Origin of the sequence: Brevundimonas sp. SGAir0440 (assembly GCF_005484585.1) — a bacterium.
Lineage (GTDB): Bacteria > Pseudomonadota > Alphaproteobacteria > Caulobacterales > Caulobacteraceae > Brevundimonas.
This window is the reverse complement of sequence record NZ_CP039435.1, coordinates 1,920,883-1,938,965: the sequence shown is the minus strand read 5'-3', so window position 1 is coordinate 1,938,965 and position 18,083 is coordinate 1,920,883. Positions and strand designations below refer to the sequence as shown.

Below are 18,083 nucleotides of genomic sequence, written 5' to 3'. Positions count from 1 at the left end.
GGCTGTATGTTTCAGCCTAGCCGATGGTCCCGCTCGCCAGCACCGCCAGCAGCAGCAAGGCGACGATGTTGGTGATCTTGATCATCGGGTTCACCGCCGGACCCGACGTGTCCTTGTAGGGATCGCCCACCGTATCGCCGGTCACGGCCGCCTTGTGGGCCTCCGAACCCTTGCCGTGGACGACGCCGTTCTTGTCGGTGAAACCTTCCTCGATCACCTTCTTGGCGTTATCCCACGCGCCGCCGCCCGACGTCATGGAAATGGCGACGAACAGGCCGGTGACGATCACACCCATCAGCATGGCGCCGAGAGCGGCAAAGGCGTTCGCCTTGTCCGAAATGCCCAGCACCGCGACGAACAGGACGATCGGCGACAGCACTGGCAACAGAGACGGCACGATCATCTCGCGGATCGCCGCCTTCGTCAGGATGTCGACCGCCCGGCCGTATTCCGGCTTTACCTGATAGGTCATGATGCCGGGGTTCTCGCGGAACTGGCGCCGCACTTCCGCGACGACTGATTCGGCGGCGCGTCCCACCGCCATCATCGACATCCCGCCGAAGAGGAAAGGCAGCAGCCCCCGAACAGCAGCCCGACGACGACGTAGGGATTGGTCAGATCAAAGGCGATCTCCCCCATCCCCGCGAAGAAGGGGTAGTCCGCCGGGTTGGCCGAGAAATACTGCAGGTCCGACGTATAGGCGGCGAACAGCACCAGCGCGCCGAGACCCGCCGAACCGATGGCGTAGCCCTTGGTCACGGCCTTGGTCGTGTTGCCCACGGCGTCCAGCGCATCCGTCGAATGCCGCACATCGCTGGGCAGACCCGCCATCTCGGCGATGCCGCCGGCGTTGTCGGTCACGGGTCCAAAGGCGTCCAGCGCCACGATCATTCCCGCCACGCCCAGCATGGTCGTGGTGGCGATGGCGATGCCGAACAGGCCGGCCAGCTGGAAGCTGGCCACGATGCCGACGATGATCGTCAGCGCCGGAAGCGCCGTCGCCTCCAGCGAGACGGCCAGGCCCTGAATGACATTGGTGCCGTGCCCGGACACAGAGGCGTTGGCGACCGATCGCACCGGACGGAAGCCCGATCCGGTATAGTATTCGGTCACGACCACAATCGCCGCCGTCACGGCCAAGCCGACCATACCGGACCAGAACAGCGCCATCGGCTGGATTTCCAGACCGCTGGCCGTCACGATCGGCCCCGTCACCATCTGGTCGATCACCCACCAGACCGCGCCGATGGACAGAACGCCGGTGACGATCAGTCCCTGATAGAGGGCGCCCATGATGTTGTTGGACTTGCCCAACCGCACGAAGAAGCTGCCGACGATGGAGGTCACGATGCAAACCGCGCAGATCGCCAACGGCAGCACCATCATCAGATCCACATAAGGCTGCCCCCTGAAGAAGATCGCGGCCAGCACCATGGTCGCAACGGTGGTCACGGCATAGGTCTCGAACAGGTCGGCCGCCATGCCGGCGCAGTCGCCGACGTTGTCGCCCACATTGTCGGCGATGGTGGCGGCGTTACGAGGATCGTCCTCGGGAATACCCGCCTCGACCTTGCCCACCATGTCGCCGCCGACGTCGGCGCCCTTGGTGAAGATGCCGCCGCCCAGGCGCGCGAAGATCGAGATCAGCGAGGCGCCGAAGCCCAGCGCCACCAGCCCGTCGATCACTTCGCGGCCCGTCGAAGCCAAGCCCAGATGCTGGGTCAGCACGATGTAGTAGCCTGACACCCCGATCAGAGCGCCGCCCGCCACGAACATGCCCGTGATGGCGCCCGAGCGGAACGCCAGGTTCAACCCCTTGGACAGGCTTTCGGACGCCGCCTGCGCCGTGCGCACATTGGCCCGCACCGAGATCAGCATCCCGGCGTATCCGACCGCGCCGGACAGGACGGCGCCGATCAGAAAGCCGACGGCGGCGTAAGCGCCGATCAGGAAGTAGGCGGCGATCAGGATCACGATCCCGACGATGCCGATGGTCAGATATTGCCGCTTCAGATAGGCCGAGGCGCCTTCCTGGATCGCGGCGGCGATCTCTCGCATCTTGTCGTTGCCGGTGCTCGCCTTCATCAGCACGGCGGTCTGAGCAGCGCCATACAGCACCGCCAGCACACCGGCCGCGAAGACCAGCGTAAGTGAGTTCGTCATTGGCGTTTCCATGCCCTTGCAAACAGGCGCGCAGGCCTTGGCGCGGTCGGGCGTTATCGCCTCTGTCCGCCTTCCGGTCCCCCCGCACGCGGCGAACGCGTCAGTGCGTTCTTTGGGATTTGCAAAGGGAGCCTGTCATGGCAGGCGAAGTGACGCAACAGCGGTCGGTCAGCCCGTTCAGCGGGCGGTCTGCATGCCCGTGCGGCGCCGCGGCGACTGGCTGACGACCTCGACGCGCCGGACGGAGCCACGCCCCGAGATCGCCGCAGACGCCGCCACCAGCGAGGCGGACAGGGCCCGCTCGTCCAGCCGTGTCCAGTCGCCGGGCACGGTGAAAGGCGTCTTGTGCGCCGCGCGGACGACGGCGTCGCGGAAGAAGGCCTCCTTGGGCTTCATCTGCTCGACGGTCTTGCCGGCGCCCAGTTCGAGCCTGAGGGCGACGAACACGTAGTTCCGCAAACGGCCCCCCTCGATGACGGGCAGACCCAGGCCTGCGATGTTCAGGGCCGCAGGCGCAGACTCGGTTTCGCTGCCGGAGGCGGCGGCGCGACTGGCGGTGGCGCCGGTCAGGGCAGCGGTTCCGGCGGCGATCAGGGTTCTACGGTCCATGACGACATCCTGCCGGACGGGCGTTAGGATTCCCTTGCCGCCTCAGCCGTGGGTCCAGCCGTTTCTGGCCATCGGCACGGGCTGACCGTCGTAAAGAACCGTCAGGCCCCGACCAGCGGTGACTTCGCCGATGCGGGTCAGGCGAATCAGCCGGCGCTCGGCCTCGCGACGCAGGGCGTCTTCGTGGCGCGGATGGGCGGTGAAGGCGATCTCATAGTCGTCACCGCCGCTGGCCAGATCTTCCAACGATAGCTGCGGATCGACCCGGTCGTCGAACCAGGCTTGGGCCGCCGCAGACAGGGGCAGGACGTTCAGATTGAGCGACACGCCGACCCTGCTGGCCTGCGCGATGTGGGCCAGATCGGCGGCCAGGCCGTCCGACACATCGACGGATGCGGTGGCGAACTCGCGCACGATGTCGGCGAAGTCGGTCCGGGGCGTGGGCATCCGGTAGTGGTTGATCAAGGCTTGCATCCGCTCGGGCGCCAGAGCCAGTTGTCCTTGCGCCGCCTTCAGCCCCAGAAGCCCGTCCCCGATCACGCCGGTGACGAAGACGAGGTCGCCGACCTGCGCGCCCGCGCGAGAAACGGCTTTGCCCGTCGGCGCCCACCCCAAGGCCGTCAGAGCGAAGGACAGCGGGCCGGGGGTCCTGACCGTGTCGCCGCCGAGCAAATGAACGCCGAACCGCGCCTGATCTTCAGCCAGTCCGGCGGCGAAGGCCTCGCGCTCGGGCCAGCCGCAGCGCTCGGACCAGAAGCAGGACAGCAGATAGCCGAACGGCTCAGCCCCCTTGGCGGCGAGGTCCGACAGATTCACACGCAGCAACTTCCTGGCGACCGTGTCCAGCGGATCGTCGGGCAGAAAATGCACGCCCTCGACGATGGCGTCCTTGGTCAGGACGAGGTCGTAGCCAGGCCGTGACGGCAGCGCCGCCACATCGTCGGCCAGTCCCCTTCCCCACTCGGGATGGGCCAGGGGCTTGAACAGCCGCTCGATCGTCTCGAACTCGCCCGCGACGTCGAGCGCCGGCATTATTTGCGGGTGTCTTTGGCTACGCCGTCCAGCGCCGCGTTGACGAAGCGCGCCTCGGCGTCGTCGAAGAAGGCCTTGGCCAGTTCGACATATTCGTCGATCACGACCTCGCGCGGGGTCTCGGGATGCTTGATCAGCTCCCAGGCGCCTGACCGCAGCAGGGCGCGCAGGGTTGCGTCGATCCGCTCCAGCTTCCAGTTGGAGGCCAGGCGGGCCTTGATGGCCGTGTCGATGTCGCGCTGGCTTTCGATCACGCCGCGCACGATGTCGGCGAAATAGGCCTCATCGGCCTCGGCCAGGGCTTGGCCCTCAATGTCGGCGTCGAAGCGGAAGTTGGAGAATTCGGTGATCACCGTCTCCACGCCCTCGCCCGCCAGTTCCATCTGATACAGGGCCTGGACGGCGGCGAGACGCGACACGGTGCGGGCGCGACGCTGTTTGGAGCTCAGATTGGGCTCGGCGCGCTGCTTTTCGGCTTCGGCGAGTTGTTCGAGGACGGCTTTGACGCTGTTCGGTTCAGTCATGCGCCGACGCCATGACGCAACCGCTTCTTCAATGCAATGAGGTCCAGGCACGCCTTGGCCGCGCCGCCGCCCTTATCCCCTTCCGAAAGACGGGCCCGATACCAGGCCTGGTCTTCGTCCTCGGTCGTCAGGATGCCGTTGCCGATGATGACGCCCTTGACGCCCAGCGCCATGATTCCGGCCGCCGATTGGTCGGAGACGATCTCGAAATGATATGTTTCGCCCCGGATGACCGTGCCCAGGGCGACATAGCCGTCATAGCGGGGCGCGGTCGGGAAGCGGCCGGCCTCCTCGGCCAGGGCGATGGCTGGCGGCACCTCCAGAGCGCCGGGCACGGTGATGACGTCGAAGTCGGCGCCGCGCGCCTTCAGCGTCTCCTTGGCCCCTTCCAGCAGGGCGTCGGCCAGGTCGTCGTAGAAGCGCGCCTCAACGATCAGAATACGGGGGGCTTCGGTCACGCCTTGGTTTCTCCATCCATGTCGCGCCAGCCGACGATGCGAAGGCCGTAGCCTTCCAACGCCGTTGGTTCGGGTCGCGTCGAACTCATCACGATCATATCCTTGACGCCCAGGTCCAGCAGGATCTGAGCTCCCACGCCATAGGCGCGCAGCGAGCGATCCATCGCCGCCGGCTTGTCTGCGCCCGCCAACCGTTCGGCCAACGAGTTCAGCGACGGATCGCGCAGGAAGACAACGACGCCGGGGCCGTCATGGTCGGTGATCTGTTTTAGGGCGCTGGGCACATAGTCCTGGCGCGCCTCGACGTGGCCCAACAGGTCGCAGGCGAAGTCCACCTGATGCATCCGCACCAGGGTCGGTTTGGCCGGATCGATGCGTCCCTTGACCAGGGCCACATGCTCGGCGCCCTCGATGGTGTTCTTGTACAGCATCAGGCGGAACGGTCCGCCGTGAACACTCTCGAACGGCGTATCCATGATCCGCTCGACGAAGCGTTCGGTGCGACGGCGATAGGCGATCAGGTCGGCGATGGTGCCGATCTTCAGCCCGTGCAGCTGGGCGAAGGCGACCAGATCGGGCATCCGCGCCATCTCGCCGTCGTCCTTGATGATCTCGCAGATCACACCGGCGGGCGTCAGGCCGGCCATGCGGCTGATGTCCACCGCCGCCTCGGTGTGGCCGGCGCGGACCAGCACGCCGCCGTCGCGCGCGACCAGCGGGAAGATGTGTCCTGGCGAGACGATGTCGTCCATGCCCTTGGACGCGTCGGTCGCCACATGGATGGTGCGCGAGCGGTCGGCGGCCGAGATGCCGGTCGTCACGCCGTCCTTGGCCTCGATAGAGACGGTGAAGGCGGTCTTCATGCTCTCGCGATTGTCGGCAGCCATGGGCGGCAGACGCAGTTGCTGTGCGCGCTCGGCCGTCAGGGCCAGGCACACCAGGCCGCGCGCCTGGCGGATCATGAAGTTGATCTGGTCCGGCGTTGCGAACTGGGCGGGGATGATGATGTCCCCCTCGTTCTCGCGGTCCTCGGCGTCCACCAGGATGTAGGGACGGCCGTTGCGGGCGTCCTCAAGGATGTCCTCAATCGGACTGATGGGGCTGTCGTTCATGTTGGCGGCCTGGGCTTGCATCACGCGGTCTCCTGCCACCGCACGAGATATCGCGCCAGCATGTCGATCTCCAGATTGACCGGATCGCCCGCTTTCAAGCGGCCCAGGGTCGTTACGTCCCAGGTGTGCGGGATGATGTTCAGCGAGAAGACCTGACCCTCGACGGCGTTTACGGTCAGAGACACGCCATCCACCGTGATCGACCCCTTGGCGGCGATATAGCGATGCAGAGGCGCGGGGGCCTCGACCTCGATCCGGTGCGATCCGCCTTCGGGCGTGATCGAAATCACCCGGCCAAGACCGTCGACGTGGCCGGACACGACATGGCCGCCCATCTCGTCGCCCAGCTTGGCGGCCCGCTCCAGATTGACGCCGTCGCCGGTCTTCCAGGCGCCCAGGGTGGTCTTGGACAGGGTCTCGTTCGACACCTCGACGGCGAACCAATCGGCGCCTTTTTCGGTCACCGTCAGGCAGCAGCCCGCATGGCTGATGGAGGCGCCCAGGTCGATGCCGTCGGTGTTCCAGGCGGTCTCGATCTCGTAACGGCGGTCGCGATCGGTCTCGCGAACCTCGCGGACGCGGCCGATGTCGGTGACGATGCCGGTGAACATTTGGACTCTGGACCCCTTGGGAGAAAAATACCGTCTAATTCGTCTAATCATCTAATTGGACGGCGTCAGAGACGGGCGTAGCGTTCCCACAGATCGTCCCCGACAGGCTCGACGCCCAGGCGACGGAACTTGGGGGCGTCAGCCAGCTTTGCAAGAGCCAGGGCTGCGATGCAGGGCCGCCCCTCCCCGCCCAGCAGGAGCGGGGCGCGAAACCACTCCAGCGCATCGACGGCGTTTGCGCGCAGAAAAGACGCCGCGACCTGACCGCCGCCTTCGATCAGCAGCGAGGTTGCGCCGGCGGCTGCCAAGGCTTTCAGCACGGCGGGGATGGTCGGACGACCGTTTTCGGCGGCGACCTGCACCACCTTGGCGGCGCCGATGCTGCGCGGCTCCACAGCGGTCAGGATCAGGGTGTTTTCGCCCGCGACCTTCGCCGCCTGCGGCGTGCGCAGCCGGCTGTCCAGCACGACGCGCAAGGGCTGGTCCACGCTGCGTCCCGGCAGGCGGGCGGTCAGTTCGGGATCGTCATGCAGAACCGTCTCGACACCGACCAGGATGGCGTCATGCCCCGCGCGCAGGCGGTGACCTTCAAGCCGCGCCGCTTCGCCGGTGATCCACTGGCTTTCGCCCGAGGCCGTGGCGATCCGCCCGTCCAGGGAGGTCGCCAGTTTCAGCGTGACCCGCATCAGGCCTTGCCGGACGGTTCGTCGAACCCTTCGTCGCCCAGGAATTTGGCGAAGTCGCCGGTGTGGCGGAAATCCTTGTAGACCGAGGCGTAGCGGACATAGGCCACCTCATCCACGCCCTTCAGCGCCTTCATGATGAAGTCACCGACCGTGCTGGACGGGATTTCGGTCTCGCCGAGGCTTTCCAGCTGGCGGACGATCCGGTTGACCATCTGCTCGACCTGATCGGCCTGGACCGGGCGTTTGCGCAGGGCCACGCCCAGCGAGCGTTCGAGCTTGTCGCGATCGAACGGCGTGCGTCGACCGTTGCGCTTCAGGATGACCAGTTCACGCAGTTGCACGCGCTCGAACGTCGTGAAGCGCCCGTTGCAGTTCGGGCAGGACCGGCGGCGTCGAATGGCCGAGCCGTCGTCCGACGGCCGGCTGTCCTTCACCTGAGTGTCCTGATGACCGCAAAAAGGGCACTTCATCAGGCGCTTATCCGTAGATCGGGAAGCGGTGCGTCAACTCTCGCACCTGGGCCGCGACGCCCGCGACCACGGCCGGATCGGCTTCGTCGCCGCCGTTCATCGACGAGACGACATCGGCGATCCAGTGACCGATCTGCTTGAACTCTTCCTCGCCGAAGCCGCGCGTGGTGCCGGCCGGGGTGCCCAGGCGGACGCCCGAGGTGACGGTGAACGGAGCGGTGTCGAACGGCACGCCGTTCTTGTTGCAGGTCATCAGCGCCTTTTCGAGCTCATGCTCGGTCGCCTTGCCGGTCACGCCCTTGGGCCGCAGGTCGACCAGCGCCAGGTGGCTGTCGGTGCCGCCCGAGACGATGGCCAGGCCGCGCTCGATCAGGACGCCGGACAGGGCCTGGGCGTTCTTGACCACCTGATGGGCATAGCCCTTGAACTCGGGCTTCAGCGCCTCGCCGAAGGCCACGGCCTTGGCCGCGATGACGTGTTCCAGCGGGCCGCCTTGCAGGCCGGGGAAGACGGCGGAGTTGATCTTCTTGCCCAGATCAACGTCGTTGGACAGGATCATGCCGCCGCGCGGGCCGCGCAGGGTCTTGTGCGTCGTCGTGGTGACGACGTGGGCGTGCGGGATCGGGTCCGGATAGGCGCCGCCGGCGATCAGGCCGGCGTAGTGGGCCATATCCACCATCAGATAGGCGCCGACGCTGTCGGCGATCTCGCGGAAGCGCTTGAAGTCGATGTGGCGGCTGTAGGCCGAGGCGCCGGCCAGGATCAGCTTGGGCTTCTCACGCTCAGCCATTTCGGCGACGTGGTCGTAATCGATCAGATGGGTGTCTTCGCGGACCTTGTAGGTCACAGGGCGGAACCACTTGCCAGATTGGTTCGCGGGCGACCCGTGCGTCAGGTGTCCGCCGCAGGCTAAGTCCATGCCCAAGAAGGTGTCGCCGGGCTGAAGCAGGGTGAAGAAGACCGCCTGGTTGGCCTGGGCCCCGAGTGGGGTTGGACGTTGGCGAAGGCGGCGCCGAAGAGTTGCTTGGCCCGCTCGCGCGCCAGATTCTCGGTTACGTCGACGAACTCGCAGCCGCCGTAATAGCGACGACCGGGATAGCCCTCGGCATATTTGTTGGTCAGGACAGAACCCTGCGCGTCCAGGACGGCCCGGGAGACGATATTCTCTGAAGCGATCAGCTCGATCTGCTCGCGCTGACGGCCCAGCTCGCCCTGAATGCCCTTGAAGACGTCCGGGTCGGCGTCAGCGAGCGTCTTGGTGAAATAGGCGTCGTGGGTGAAGGCCGTCACGCTGGAATCCCCGGAAATCAGAAGCTGGCCTATCTATCCCCAGCCGGGCCCGACCACAACATCTTGTGGCGTGGCGTTGAATGGATAGCCTGCGGCGCCTAGGCGGTCGAAGCCTGCGGCGCGCGCCACTCGCGCCGCAGCGCGCCATAGATAACCATGTCACACAGACCCTTGTGGGTCATTTCGTGCTCCCTCAGACAGCCCTCTCGAACTAGGCCGAGGCTTTCGGCCAGAGCGATGGATGCGATGTTCTCAGCGTCGATTTCTGCATAGACCCGCCGATGCCCCTCACGTTCCAAGAGGTGGGAAATCAGAGCCGTCATGCACTCCTTGGCTGCGCCGCGCCCTTGATGGTCGATGACCGTGACATAGCCGACTTCAAAGACCCCGTCGTCCCGACCGGGAAAAGCCACGTATCGACCAGCGACGGCCCCTGTGGTTCGGTCTACGGCAATCCAGGTGCGACCGGGCCATGCGGGATCAGTCAACCAATCCGCCAGTTCCGCTTCGCTGCGGAAAGCGCCGCGCGACATGTAGAGACACTGCGCGTCGTCAGACAGGGTGGGAAACAGCGCAGCCGCATCCTGACGAACCAACTTGCGCATTTCGAAACGCGGGGTGTGTAGGGTGGGCGTATCAAGCATCGCCATAGTTTAAGCAGCGATCGTCACGCGCGCTATGTCGCCAAGGCCCGCCTCAGCTTGGCGATCGCCACCCGTTCGACGGCCTTGGGTTCATTGACCGGACCCATGGCGCTGACCTCCCGGCCTGTCGCGACATGGATGGCCGAGCATTTAAGGTAGGGGCCGTTGCGGGTGAATTCGACGATGACCTCTCCGAGGTCGTCGCCGTTCGTCATGCGGCCACGGGTCGGCGCGCCACGTTGCAGTGGGCGAACAGCTTGTCCATCGCCTGGACCAGATGATCCATCATGGCGTCGGTGTGGTTCGGCGACGGCGTGAAGCGCAGGCGCTCGGTTCCCTTGGGGACGGTCGGATAGTTGATCGGCTGCACATAGACGCCGTATTCGTCCAACAGCATGTCCGAGATCATCTTGCAGTGGACCGGATCACCGACGTGCACCGGCACGATATGGCTCTCGCTCTCCATTACGGGGATGCCGGCGGCGGCGAAGCGGGCTTTCAGGGTCGCGGCGCGTTCCTGATGCTGGACGCGCAGTTCGGAGTGCGCCTTCAGGTGGCGCACCGAGGCCAGGGCGCCGGCGGTCAGGGCCGGGGGCAGCGAGGTGGTGAAGATGAAGCCCGAGGCCCAGCTGCGCACCGCATCGATGATCATGGCGTCGGCGGCGATATAACCGCCCATGACGCCGATCGCCTTGCCCAGGGTGCATTCGATGATGTCGATCTGGTCCAGCACGCCGTCGCGCTCGGCGACGCCCGCGCCGGTCTCGCCATACAGGCCAACCGCGTGGACCTCGTCCAGATAGGTCAGGGCGCCGTATTTCTTGGCGAGCGCAATAGTGCCGGCCAGATCGGCGATGTCGCCGTCCATCGAGTAGACGCTCTCGAACGCGATCAGCTTGGGCGCATCGGCCGGCGCCGCCGCCAGCAGGGCCTCCAGATGCGCCAGGTCGTTGTGCATGAAGACGTGACGCTCGCCGCCGCCGTGGCGGATGCCGGCGATCATCGAGGCATGGTTCAGCGAATCGGAGAAGGTGATCAGACCCGGCAGGATCTTCTGCAGGGTCGACAGCGTCGCCTCGTTGCCGACATAGCCCGAGGTGAACAGCAGGGCTGCTTCCTTCTGGTGCCAGTGCGCCAGCTCGGCTTCGAGATCGACGGCGGAGCGGGTCGTGCCGGAGATGTTGCGCGTGCCGCCCGCGCCTGCGCCTACCGCATCGATCTCATTATGCATGGCGTCCAGCACGACGGGGTGCTGGCCCATGCCGAGATAGTCGTTGGAGCACCAAATGACGACGTCCTGTTCGGAGCCATCCTCGCGGCGACGCACGGCCTGCGGAAACTGACCGCGCACGCGCTTCAGATCGGCGAAGACGCGATAGCGTCCTTCGCTGCGAACCTGCTCCACGGAGCTATTAAAGGCGGCCTTATAGTCGAACAAACTACGCGTTCTTTCGCTTATGGCGATGTCTTTGCGTTGTTTGCTCTCCCGAAGCGGGCTTGTCCATGTCCGCCGCATGGACAAAACGCCCCAAACCCTTAATTGATAACGGTTCTCAGTATCGAGATCGATCAGCCCGGCTTGCGGAAGCGATAGACGAACTGGTCCGTCTTGCCGCGGATCTTCTCGTCGAAGACGTTCAGGCTGTGGTCGTCTGCGGGATTGGCGACGGCCTGGCTCTCGCCCTCGAAGACGAAGCCGGCCGCCTCGACCTCGCGCTTCAGATAGTCGCCTTCGATGCGGTGCAGGGTCTGAACCGCCGAGATGCCCGTGCCGGGTGCCGCCTCATGGTCAATCAGGATGTAGCGGCCGCCGGGCTTCAGCGCCGCAAACACCGCCGCGTTCATCTTGGCGACGTCGGTGTTGAAGCCGGGGATGTGGAAGTCGTGGTATTCCTGGCTCATGAAGATCATGTCCAGCGGCTCGGCGAAGGTCATGGAGTCCAGCAGGCCGTTGACCCGCGTCACGTTCGAATAGGCGGCGACAAGCGCATCGGCCCCGGCGTTCTCGCGCGCCATCGTCCGCTCGGGCACGAAGGCGTAGACGCGGCCGGTCGGGCCGACCACGTCGGAGAACAGACGCGTGAAATAGCCGGCGCCGGGGCGAATGTCGGCGACCTTGTCGCCCGGCTCAAGTTGGGCGAAGGCGAGAATCTCGGCCGGATGGCGCAGCGGATCACGCGCGACCTCTTCGGCCGGACGCTTGGGATCGGCGACCGCATCGGCATAGAGACTGGAATAGCCGGCCGGCTGCGCGTCGGCCGCCGGGCTGACCACGGTCCGCTCTCCGCCGTCCGAGTCGATGATGATGCAGCCGGACAGACCTGCCGCCAGAACCAGGGCCGTTGCACCCGCCGCCAATTTCTCGATCATCATCGTCTCCATCGATTTGTCGCGATAGGCTCGCATTTCGCCGATCCGCGCAAGACGTCATCACGCACGAAACGATCCGACGCATCACGCGATTTGCGCACCGGTCGTTGCGGCGCTAGTCCGACGCTGGATTTTCCAAGGTCTCGCCATGCTTCCCTATCAGCCCGCCCCCTTCCCGCTCGCCCGTCCGCGCCGCCTGCGGTCCAGCCCGTGGGTGCGCAGGCTGGTGGCGGAGACGACCCTGACGCCCGCCGATCTGATCTGGCCGTTGATCGTCCATGACGGCGCCGAGGATCGCGTCCCGGTCGCCTCCATGCCCGGCGTGTTTCGGCTTTCTCCCAAGGCGGCGGCGGCGGCGGCGGTCGAGGCGCGCGACCTCGGCATTCCGATGGTGGCCCTGTTCCCCAATGTCGACGGCGCGATCAAGGATGCGGTCGGCACGGGCGCGACCGACCCCGACGGCCTGATCCCCGACTGCATCAAGGCGATCAAGGACGCCGCGCCCGAGATCGGCGTCATGACCGACGTCGCCCTGGACTGCTACACCGACCATGGCCACGACGGGGTGATGGAGGGCGACCGGATCGCCAACGACGCCTCGCTGGACCGTCTGGCCGAACAGGCCTTCATCCACGCCCACGCCGGCGCCGATGTCGTGGCCCCGTCGGACATGATGGATGGCCGCATCCAGGCGGTGCGGGAGGCGCTGGAGGCCAACGGGTTTCAAGATACGATGATCCTGTCCTACGCCGCCAAGTTCGCCTCGGCCTTCTACGGCCCCTATCGCGACGCCGTGGGCTCTTCGGCGATGCTGAAGGGCGACAAGAAGACCTATCAGATGGATTACGCCAACTCCGACGAGGCGCTGAAGGAGGTGGCGATGGACCTGTCGGAAGGCGCCGATGCGGTGATGGTCAAGCCGGGCATGCCGTATCTGGATATCGTCCGTCGCGTGTCCGAGACCTTCCGCGTACCCACCTTCGCCTATCAGGTGTCGGGCGAATATTCGATGATGCAGGCCTCCATCGCCAATGGCTGGCTGGATCAGGACCGCGCGATCCTTGAGACCCTGCACGGGTTCAAGCGCGCGGGTTGCGCGGGCGTGCTGACCTATTTCGCACCGCAGGCCGCACGGCTGCTGGGCTGATGCGCTTGGAGATCCGGCCGATCATGGCGGCAGACTGGCCGGGCCTGTGGCCGATCATCGAGACCGTCACCCGCGCGGGCGAGACCTATACCTATCCGCTGGACATGACCGAGGATCAGGCGCGCGTCCTCTGGACGCCCCGGGCGCCGGGCGGAACCCTGGTGGCGGTCGAGGACGGTCAGGTGCTGGGCGCCGCCAAAATCATTGCGAACCAGCAGGGCAACGGCGCCCACGTCGCCAACGGCAGCTTCATGGTCGCGCCCGAGGCGCGCGGGCGCGGCGTGGCCCGCAGTTTGGGCGAAGCCGCGCTGGCTTTTGCGCGGGATGCGGGCTTCCGGTCCATGCAGTTCAACGCCGTGGTCGAGACCAACACCATCGCCGTGGCGCTGTGGAAGAAGCTGGGCTTCGAGATCGTGGGCACGCTTCCCGAGGCGTTCGATCACCCGATGCACGGCCCGGTCGGCCTGCACATCATGCACCGCCGGCTTTAGGCTTCAGTCGCGGGGTTGCAGTCGCGCCGCCAGGCTGGAGGTGTCCCAGCGGTTTCCTCCCATGGCCTGAACCTCGGCGTAGAACTGATCGACCAGGGCCGTCAGGGACAGGCGCGCGCCGTTCGAGCGCGCCTCGTCCAGCACCAGCCCCAGGTCCTTGCGCATCCAGTCCACGGCGAAGCCGAAGTCGAACTCGCCCTTGGCCGCCGTCTTCCAGCGATTGTCCATCTGCCAACTTTGCGCGGCGCCCTTGGACACGGCCTCATAGGCGGCGTCGGTGTCCAGTCCCGCGACCTGGGCGAAGTGGACCGCCTCGGCCAGGCCCTGAACCACGCCGGCGATGGCGATCTGGTTGACCATCTTGGTCAGCTGGCCCGAGCCGGCCGGTCCCATATGTTTGATGGCCTTGGAATAGGCCTTGAGCACGGGCTCGACCTTCGCCAGGGCGGCGGCGTCCCCGCCGGCCATGACGCTGAGCTGTCCGTTCTCGGCGCCCGCCTGGCCGCCCGACACCGGTGCGTCGATGAAGGACCTGCCCTGCCCGTTCGCCAGTTCGGCCATTTCGCGCGCCACCTTGGCCGAGGTCGTGGTGTGATCGACGATCACGGCGGCCTTCGACAGATGCGGCAAGGCCTCGGTCACGACGGCGCGCACGTCCGCGTCGTTGCCGACGCACAGGATGAACAGGTCGACGCCCTGCGCCGCCTCAGACACCGTCGCCGCCGCCTTGCCGCCCGTCGCCGCCGCCCAGGCCTCGGCCTTTGACGCAGTCCGATTGAAGCCGGTCACGTCGTGGCCCGCCTCGACCAGATGACGGGCCATCGGCGCGCCCATGACGCCCAGGCCGGCGAATGCGATCTTCATGACAGGCTCCTTGATCCTGCCGTCGGACTAGGCCCCGCCGCCCCGGGGTTCAAGGTCAACGCCCGGTTAACCTTGGCCAGCCCACAATGGGACACCATTCGTCGGGGTGCGCGTCCATGTCCGTGAGCGATCGTCCGATCCTCATCAAGAAGGTCAAGAAGGTCTCCGGCGGAGGCCACCACGGCGGTGCGTGGAAGGTGGCCTATGCGGACTTCGTGACCGCCATGATGGCCTTCTTCCTGCTGATGTGGCTGATCAACACGACCGACCCGGAGCAGAAGCGCGGCATCGCCGAATATTTCGCACCGGCCAGCGTGTCCGAGACGACGTCGGGTTCAGGCGGCATTCTGGGCGGCACATCGCTGGGCGACGATGGCGTCAAGAGCGCCGGCTCGCAGTCCGTGCTGGAAGAACTGGCGCCCGAGGCGCCCGCGACCGATCAGACGGGCTCGAGCCTGTCGTCCGCCAGCGACGCCGCCCTTCAGGCGGAGATACAGAAGCGCGAGGCCGCCGAGTTCGCCAGCGCCGCCGAATCGCTGCGCCAGGCCATGCAGTCGATGCCGGAACTGGCCGAACTGTCGAAACAGCTGATCGTGGACCAGACGCCCGAGGGGCTGCGCATCCAGTTGGTCGATCAGGAAGGCCGGTCGATGTTCGACAACAACTCTGCGCGCCCGAATGCCCGCGCCCAGGTGCTGTTGCGCGCCGTGGCCAAGGTGATCAACCAGTTGCCGAACCGCATCTCCATCACCGGACACACCAGCGCCGCGCCCGGTTCCAGCCGCGCCAGCGCCCCTGCCGACTGGAGCCTGTCGTCCGAGCGCGCGAACGGCTCGCGTCTGGTGCTGCAGGGTTCGGGCGTCGATCCAGACCGGGTCTATTCGGTGGCGGGCAAGGCAGGGTCCGACCCGCTCTATCCGGACGATCCGACCCTGGCCGGCAACCGTCGCATCGCCATCGTCCTGTTGCGCGAGGCGCCGGTCCTGCCGTCGGACACCTCGCTGTGACCCCTCGGCTGCAATGCGAACAGGCTTGCAGCCCGAGCAAGGATGACGCCAAATCGCGCGATGAGCGTTGTGTCGTCGCAATATTGGCAAGATCGGATGCGGACCTGAGGCCGTGACCCAGCACGTACCGACCCGACAGCTTCGCTTTTTCATGACCTCGGTCGCGCCCTGCCCCTATCTGCCGGGCAAGACGGAGCGGAAGGTCTTCGCCAACCTGCCCTTCTCGGACGGCGCGCACGTCAATGACGAACTGACGTTGGCGGGTTTTCGCCGCAGCCAGAACATCGCCTATCGCCCGGCCTGCGAGGCCTGTGACGCCTGTGTTTCGGTGCGGCTGCCGGTGTCGGAGTTCACGTTCAGCCGTTCGCAGCGCAAGGTGTTGGCCCGCAACGCCGATCTGTCGCGCGACCTCGTCGAAGCCGAGGCGACGACCGAACAGTTCCAGCTTTTGCGCCGCTACCTGACTACGCGCCATCCGACCGGCGGCATGAGCGACATGGGCTGGCTGGATTACGTCGCCATGGTCGAGGATACGGCCGTACGAACCCATCTGATCGAATACCGCCTGCCCTCCACCGACGGCGGACCGGGCGATCTGGTCGCGGTGACCCTGACGGACCTGCTGAAAGACGGTCTGTCGATGGTCTACAGCTTCTATGATCCGACGATAGTGCGGCGCAGCCTGGGCCGGTTCGCCATCCTGGATCATGTGCGCCAGGCCGCCATCGTCGGTCTGCCGTTCGTCTATCTCGGCTATTGGGTCCAGGGCTCGGCCAAGATGGATTACAAGGCCGACTTCCGCCCGATGGAAACCCTCGGCAAACTCGGCTGGTCGCGCCACGACGCCTGAGGCGCCCCTTCGTCGCAGCCGGTTCAAATCGTCATCGAAGCATCCTATGTGGGCGGCGACATTACGGAGCCGCGTCTTGCTGATTGTTCTTTCCCCGGCCAAGCGCCTCGATTTCACCGAAGCCGATACGGCCATCCCGGCTACGGACCGGCGGTTCCTTGAAGACACCGCCAGCCTGTCCAAGACCGCCAAGCGTCAGACCAAGGCGGATTTGCGTCGGCTGATGGGGATTTCGGACGATCTCGCGACCCTGAACGCCGCGCGCTTCAAGGCTTTCGATCCTGAATCGACCGAGGGCGTTCAGGCCGCCTTCGCCTTTGCCGGCGATGTGTATGAGGGCTTGCGAGCGCGCGAACTGGACGCCGACACCCTGACGTTCGCGCAGGATCATTTGCGCATTCTGTCCGGCTTTTATGGCCTGCTGCGTCCGTTGGATCGGATCCAGCCCTATCGCCTGGAGATGGGCACGCGGCTGAAAACGCGTCGTGGGGCCAGCCTGTACGACTTCTGGGGCGACCGGATTTCCAAACAATTGAACGAAGACGCCGAGGGCCAGTCGGATCCGACGCTGGTGAATCTGGCCAGCCAGGAATATTTCGGCGCCGTCGATGCAAAGGCGCTGAAACTGCCTGTCGTCACGCCCCAGTTCCGGGAAGAGAAGAACGGTGAGAGCCGAATCATCTCCTTCTTCGCCAAGAAGGCGCGCGGAGCCATGGCGCGGTTCGCGATCGACGAGCGCGTGGAACGGGTCTCGGACCTGAAGGCGTTCGACCGCGACGGTTATGCGTTCGACAAGGCCGCCTCGACCGACGCCGAGTGGATATTCATCAGATCGGGAAATTCTTGATCCCGACATCGACCTCCCGCTAATCTCGCCAAAACAAACGAAGGGGCGGATTCATGTCGCAAGAGCCTAACTCCACGGGCGCTGACAGTCGGGCGGCACGCGGTATCGGCGATCTGAAAGGGCAGGTCGCGGTCATCACGGGCTCGACCTCCGGCATCGGACTGGCTCTGGCGCGGGCCGTGGCGGCGGGCGGCGGCGACGTGGTGCTGAACGGCCTGGGCGACCCGGCGGAGATCGAGCGCACCCGCGCCGATCTGGCGGCCTCATCCGGCGTTCGCGTCCTCTATCATCCAGCCGATATGACGCGCAGCGAAGAGATCGCCGACATGATCGGCTTCGCTGAACGCGAACTGGGACGCTTGGATATTCTGGTCAACAACGCCGGCATCCAGCACGTCGAATCCGTCGAGAACTTCCCCACCAACCAGTGGGAGAAGATCATCGCCATCAACCTGTCCTCGGCCTTTTACGCTACGCGCGCGGCGATCCCGGTCATGAAGGCGCAGGGGCGCGGTCGGATCGTCAACATGGCCTCAGCGCACGGTCTGGTGGCCAGTCCGTTCAAGTCCGCCTATGTCGCGGCGAAGCATGGCGTCATTGGCTTCACAAAGACCGCAGCGCTGGAATTGGCGCGCGACAACATCACCTGCAACGCCATTTGCCCCGGCTTCGTCGAGACGCCGATCGTGACCAAACAGATCGCGGATCAGGCGCGCACGCGAAACATGACCGAGGAACAGGTTCTGACGGATGTGATCCTGGCGGCCCAGCCGACAAAGCGGTTCGTTACGACGGAGGAGCTGACCGGCCTCTTCCTCTACCTGGTCAGCGACCTCGGCGCCTCGGCCAACGGGGCCAGCTTCTCGATCGACGGCGGCTGGACCGCTCAGTAGCAAAGGAAGGCGGCG

The 18,083-nt window shown here is 65.8% G+C and carries 19 protein-coding genes and 2 pseudogenes; 6 read left to right on the top strand and 15 right to left on the bottom strand.

All coding sequences use genetic code 11. The features are described 5' to 3' along the window. Window positions 1-16 precede the first annotated feature (16 nt). From E7T10_RS09525 to E7T10_RS09460, 14 genes and pseudogenes are all read right to left on the bottom strand, one after another. Window positions 17-2,163: pseudogene (locus E7T10_RS09525) on the bottom strand (sodium-translocating pyrophosphatase). A 177-nt stretch (window positions 2,164-2,340) separates the two neighbouring features. Then, window positions 2,341-2,772: a hypothetical protein gene (locus E7T10_RS09520; protein ID WP_137721606.1), complete on the bottom strand. Its 432-nt coding sequence runs from the start codon at window positions 2,770-2,772 to the stop codon at window positions 2,341-2,343. Window positions 2,773-2,814: 42 nt separating this feature from the next. After that, window positions 2,815-3,804: a thiamine-phosphate kinase gene (gene thiL, locus E7T10_RS09515; RefSeq protein ID WP_137721605.1), complete on the bottom strand. Its 990-nt coding sequence runs from the start codon at window positions 3,802-3,804 to the stop codon at window positions 2,815-2,817. Next, window positions 3,804-4,328, bottom strand: a complete 525-nt coding sequence (nusB, locus tag E7T10_RS09510; RefSeq protein ID WP_039245120.1) for a transcription antitermination factor NusB — start codon at window positions 4,326-4,328, stop codon at window positions 3,804-3,806. The genes thiL and nusB overlap by 1 nt, the downstream gene beginning before the upstream one ends. Continuing rightward, a complete protein-coding gene (ribH, locus tag E7T10_RS09505; protein WP_017503913.1) occupies window positions 4,325-4,786 on the bottom strand; it encodes a 6,7-dimethyl-8-ribityllumazine synthase in 462 nt (153 codons plus the stop codon). The genes nusB and ribH overlap by 4 nt, the downstream gene beginning before the upstream one ends. Next, window positions 4,783-5,919 (bottom strand): 3,4-dihydroxy-2-butanone-4-phosphate synthase, encoded by a 1,137-nt coding sequence (ribB, locus tag E7T10_RS09500; protein WP_137721604.1) that lies wholly within the window; start codon window positions 5,917-5,919, stop codon window positions 4,783-4,785. The genes ribH and ribB overlap by 4 nt, the downstream gene beginning before the upstream one ends. Next, on the bottom strand, window positions 5,919-6,509 hold the full coding sequence (locus E7T10_RS09495; RefSeq protein ID WP_137721603.1) for a riboflavin synthase: 591 nt from the start codon (window positions 6,507-6,509) through the stop codon (window positions 5,919-5,921). The genes ribB and E7T10_RS09495 overlap by 1 nt, the downstream gene beginning before the upstream one ends. 65 nt (window positions 6,510-6,574) lie before the next feature. Continuing rightward, window positions 6,575-7,195, bottom strand: coding sequence for a RibD family protein (locus tag E7T10_RS09490; protein ID WP_137721602.1), 621 nt, complete (start codon window positions 7,193-7,195; stop codon window positions 6,575-6,577). After that, window positions 7,195-7,665, bottom strand: a complete 471-nt coding sequence (gene nrdR, locus E7T10_RS09485) for a transcriptional regulator NrdR (protein ID WP_039245113.1) — start codon at window positions 7,663-7,665, stop codon at window positions 7,195-7,197. The genes E7T10_RS09490 and nrdR overlap by 1 nt, the downstream gene beginning before the upstream one ends. A gap of 7 nt (window positions 7,666-7,672) precedes the next feature. Next, window positions 7,673-8,955 (bottom strand): annotated as a pseudogene (gene glyA / locus E7T10_RS09480) (serine hydroxymethyltransferase). A 98-nt stretch (window positions 8,956-9,053) separates the two neighbouring features. After that, window positions 9,054-9,599 carry a GNAT family N-acetyltransferase gene (locus E7T10_RS09475; protein ID WP_210416075.1) on the bottom strand — a complete coding sequence of 182 codons (546 nt, stop codon included), beginning with the start codon at window positions 9,597-9,599 and terminating at the stop codon, window positions 9,054-9,056. A 32-nt stretch (window positions 9,600-9,631) separates the two neighbouring features. Further along, on the bottom strand, window positions 9,632-9,814 hold the full coding sequence (locus tag E7T10_RS09470) for a hypothetical protein (protein WP_137721600.1): 183 nt from the start codon (window positions 9,812-9,814) through the stop codon (window positions 9,632-9,634). Then, window positions 9,811-11,037 (bottom strand): 5-aminolevulinate synthase, encoded by a 1,227-nt coding sequence (gene hemA / locus E7T10_RS09465; protein WP_137721599.1) that lies wholly within the window; start codon window positions 11,035-11,037, stop codon window positions 9,811-9,813. Before hemA ends, E7T10_RS09470 begins: the two co-directional genes overlap by 4 nt. A gap of 131 nt (window positions 11,038-11,168) precedes the next feature. After that, complete coding sequence (locus E7T10_RS09460) at window positions 11,169-11,969, bottom strand: class I SAM-dependent methyltransferase (RefSeq protein ID WP_246845977.1); 801 nt, start codon at window positions 11,967-11,969, stop codon at window positions 11,169-11,171. A 148-nt stretch (window positions 11,970-12,117) separates the two neighbouring features. Between E7T10_RS09460 and hemB the strand changes: the two genes are divergently transcribed. Both hemB and E7T10_RS09450 read left to right on the top strand, forming a co-directional pair. Next, the gene (gene hemB, locus E7T10_RS09455; protein ID WP_137721597.1) at window positions 12,118-13,116 is read left to right on the top strand and encodes a porphobilinogen synthase; all 999 of its coding nucleotides are present in this window, start codon (window positions 12,118-12,120) and stop codon (window positions 13,114-13,116) included. Continuing rightward, entirely contained in the window at window positions 13,116-13,607 is a 492-nt protein-coding gene (locus tag E7T10_RS09450) for a GNAT family N-acetyltransferase (protein ID WP_137721596.1), read from the top strand. The genes hemB and E7T10_RS09450 overlap by 1 nt, the downstream gene beginning before the upstream one ends. Before the next feature lie 3 nt (window positions 13,608-13,610). Here E7T10_RS09450 and E7T10_RS09445 read toward each other — a convergent pair whose 3' ends face one another. Then, on the bottom strand, window positions 13,611-14,471 hold the full coding sequence (locus E7T10_RS09445) for an NAD(P)-dependent oxidoreductase (protein ID WP_137721595.1): 861 nt from the start codon (window positions 14,469-14,471) through the stop codon (window positions 13,611-13,613). A 116-nt stretch (window positions 14,472-14,587) separates the two neighbouring features. Between E7T10_RS09445 and E7T10_RS09440 the strand changes: the two genes are divergently transcribed. The 4 genes from E7T10_RS09440 (at window position 14,588) to E7T10_RS09425 (ending at window position 18,068) form a co-directional block, all read left to right on the top strand. Then, window positions 14,588-15,478 carry a flagellar motor protein MotB gene (locus E7T10_RS09440; protein WP_045811177.1) on the top strand — a complete coding sequence of 297 codons (891 nt, stop codon included), beginning with the start codon at window positions 14,588-14,590 and terminating at the stop codon, window positions 15,476-15,478. 112 nt (window positions 15,479-15,590) lie between these two features. Further along, window positions 15,591-16,328 carry an arginyltransferase gene (locus E7T10_RS09435; protein WP_137721594.1) on the top strand — a complete coding sequence of 246 codons (738 nt, stop codon included), beginning with the start codon at window positions 15,591-15,593 and terminating at the stop codon, window positions 16,326-16,328. Between the two features lie 76 nt (window positions 16,329-16,404). Further along, window positions 16,405-17,175 carry a peroxide stress protein YaaA gene (gene yaaA, locus E7T10_RS09430; protein WP_137721593.1) on the top strand — a complete coding sequence of 257 codons (771 nt, stop codon included), beginning with the start codon at window positions 16,405-16,407 and terminating at the stop codon, window positions 17,173-17,175. 53 nt (window positions 17,176-17,228) lie between these two features. After that, entirely contained in the window at window positions 17,229-18,068 is an 840-nt protein-coding gene (locus tag E7T10_RS09425) for a 3-hydroxybutyrate dehydrogenase (RefSeq protein WP_137721592.1), read from the top strand. The last annotated feature ends 15 nt before the right edge of the window (window positions 18,069-18,083 follow it).